The 2,122-nt window shown below is 60.6% G+C and carries 5 protein-coding genes; 2 read left to right on the top strand and 3 right to left on the bottom strand.

The genetic code is table 11. The features are described from left to right. Positions 1-257 (top strand): hypothetical protein (locus ACFR9S_RS15050; RefSeq protein WP_379818976.1); only part of this gene is annotated, 257 nt, incomplete at its 5' end. A 40-nt stretch (positions 258-297) separates the two neighbouring features. Here ACFR9S_RS15050 and ACFR9S_RS16240 read toward each other — a convergent pair. Continuing rightward, entirely contained in the window at positions 298-483 is a 186-nt protein-coding gene (locus tag ACFR9S_RS16240) for a DUF7835 family putative zinc beta-ribbon protein (protein ID WP_459076986.1), read from the bottom strand. A gap of 213 nt (positions 484-696) precedes the next feature. Continuing rightward, positions 697-876: a hypothetical protein gene (locus tag ACFR9S_RS15045; RefSeq protein ID WP_379732544.1), complete on the bottom strand. Its 180-nt coding sequence runs from the start codon at positions 874-876 to the stop codon at positions 697-699. A 192-nt stretch (positions 877-1,068) separates the two neighbouring features. Between ACFR9S_RS15045 and ACFR9S_RS15040 the strand changes: the two genes are divergently transcribed. Beyond that, positions 1,069-1,725: a helix-turn-helix domain-containing protein gene (locus ACFR9S_RS15040; RefSeq protein WP_379732543.1), complete on the top strand. Its 657-nt coding sequence runs from the start codon at positions 1,069-1,071 to the stop codon at positions 1,723-1,725. A 147-nt stretch (positions 1,726-1,872) separates the two neighbouring features. Here the strand turns inward: ACFR9S_RS15040 and ACFR9S_RS15035 are convergent. Beyond that, positions 1,873-2,122: triose-phosphate isomerase (locus ACFR9S_RS15035; RefSeq protein ID WP_379818975.1), on the bottom strand; the 250-nt coding region annotated here is incomplete at its 5' end.

The following is a 2,122-nucleotide window of genomic DNA, read 5'->3' as shown; positions in this document are numbered from 1 at the left end:
ACGGTCGCTGGCGGCTCGACCGCCACGCCCGGCTGGTGGTGTACGAGGCCGACGCCGGCGACGAACTCGTGACCGTCTACGACTGCGGCGCCGCACAGAAACCGCCCTCGGCGCAGTTCATCGGGAACCTCGTCCGGGTGCGTCCGCCCCACGAGATGGAGCGCTCGCCGACGGGATACGTCGTCACGCTGAAAGAGGGTGGCACGCTGGTCGAGCAGGGCGACGATCACTACGTGATCGAGGAGCGGGAGGGCTGAACATCGACCTCTTTCACCGGGGGTCTCGCTAAAACGGACGCTACGCGTTGTTCATCCGCTGGACTTGTTTCGTTCCGCACTCCGAACAGGTGCTAACGCGATACGGTTCCCGGGAAAACTTGATGTTTTCCTCCTTTTGACTCTCCGTTCGTACCTCTATTCGAACGGTATGCTCCGTCTTTCGGTCGCACCGATCACAGGTGTTCGTACGTGATGTTGTTGTCATGGTTCCGAAACCGTCGTCTCGGTACCCGTCCGACCTGTTCCATCCATGATTCCGATATATGCACGTAGAACGGCCTCTCGGAAGGGTGTCCAGCATGGTATACCATCGTGAATATCCCCCCCTGCCAGTTTCCGGCCGCGAGAAGACGGATCTCTTCGGGGGTGATCTATCGCGGAGTACGACTCGCCGGCCGTTCGCTGTTCCCTTCGAGTGTTACGGCACAAGCTCGACGACCATGACTTCCATGTCGGGCATCTCCCCGTCGGTGCGATACTCCCATGCCCCCTGTAGGTCGATATCGTTCTCGAGGCCGGCGAGAATTACCCGGCCGAGCGCGGCTTCGAAGTCCTCTGTAGTCGTTATCTCCTCGTTGGACGTAGAGTCGGTTGTCATAATGGGAAGACGGCCTGACTGTGATTCGAAACCTCACAGCGATCAGGACCACAGCCGTAATCGTCTCTATCTCTTCGTACGGGGACACGTCGGATAGGAGTATCGGAAAGCATGGTACACCAAGCCCAAACCCGCGCCGAGAACGCCTCTACCGAGCCTTTATCCTCGTTGCGATAGATTCTATACATATCTATGGCTGTTATCGTTGATCTGACTCTCCCAGCTGATTCATTCGAACTGGGACAAATCCTTCGGATAGAGGGGACGACAGAAATTACCGTAGAGACGATGGTGCCGTTAGGCGGGAGGCCGACGCCGTTCATCAAAATTCAAAACGGGACGCGAGAGGAGTTCGAACGCACCGTCCGGAACCATCCGTCGGTCGATGGGCTTCAACTCGTCAACTCACATGACGGGGAACTGTTGTACTCACTCGATTGGCAGTCGTCGGACTTCTCGCTGTTGCAGACGGTTCTCGATCTGGAGGGGGTGCTCCTGAGCGCGACGGGGACCGCTGACACGTGGAGCCTCGAACTCAGGTTTCCGACCCACGAGACGCTCTCGAAGTTCCAAGAGTACTATCTCGAAGCGAACATCCCGGTGTCGATCAAGCACATCTACAACCCGACGAAGCCCGACGCTGGCCCCTGGTTCGGAGTGACGCCGGTTCAGCGCGAAACGCTCGCGTACGCGGTGGAGTCGGGGTACTATTCGCTGCCGCGCGCCACATCGACAGAGGAGTTGGCGGAACGGTTCGATATCTCCGATCAGGCGGTAACTGAGCGGCTCCGCCGTGGTATCTCCACTCTCGTAGCAAACACGCTGTTGGTCGATCCGGAGGACGAGTAGTTCGCGCAGCCCTGCTATCTGAACGCCACCTCTGAACTATCTCTCGGCGAGGCGTAACACCCCCGGAGAGAGGCCTCGGTCTTCGCGCTGAGGCTCTGCTTTAGGTGTTCGACTCCCCGAAGAGATCGCACCCCGTTCGATCGGTACTCAGAGCGGGTCGACCAGATCGCGCAGCACCGCTTCGGGATCGTTCGCGAGCGCCACCCCGGAGGCGAGCAGCACGCCGTCGGCGCCGAGGTCGCGCGCGGCCGCGACGTCCTCGCCGGTCGCGATGCCGGCGCCGCAGAACACGTCCACGTCGTCGTTCACGTCGCCCGCGGCGTCGACGGCGTCACGGACGATATCCGGGTCGGCGGTCGCGACGGACTCGTCGCCGCCGATGAGTTCGGGCGGGTCG

Source organism: Halolamina salina (assembly GCF_042678005.1).
Lineage (GTDB): Archaea > Halobacteriota > Halobacteria > Halobacteriales > Haloferacaceae > Halolamina > Halolamina salina.
The sequence above is the reverse complement of the archived record's forward strand: the minus strand, read 5'-3'. Positions and strand labels throughout refer to the sequence as shown.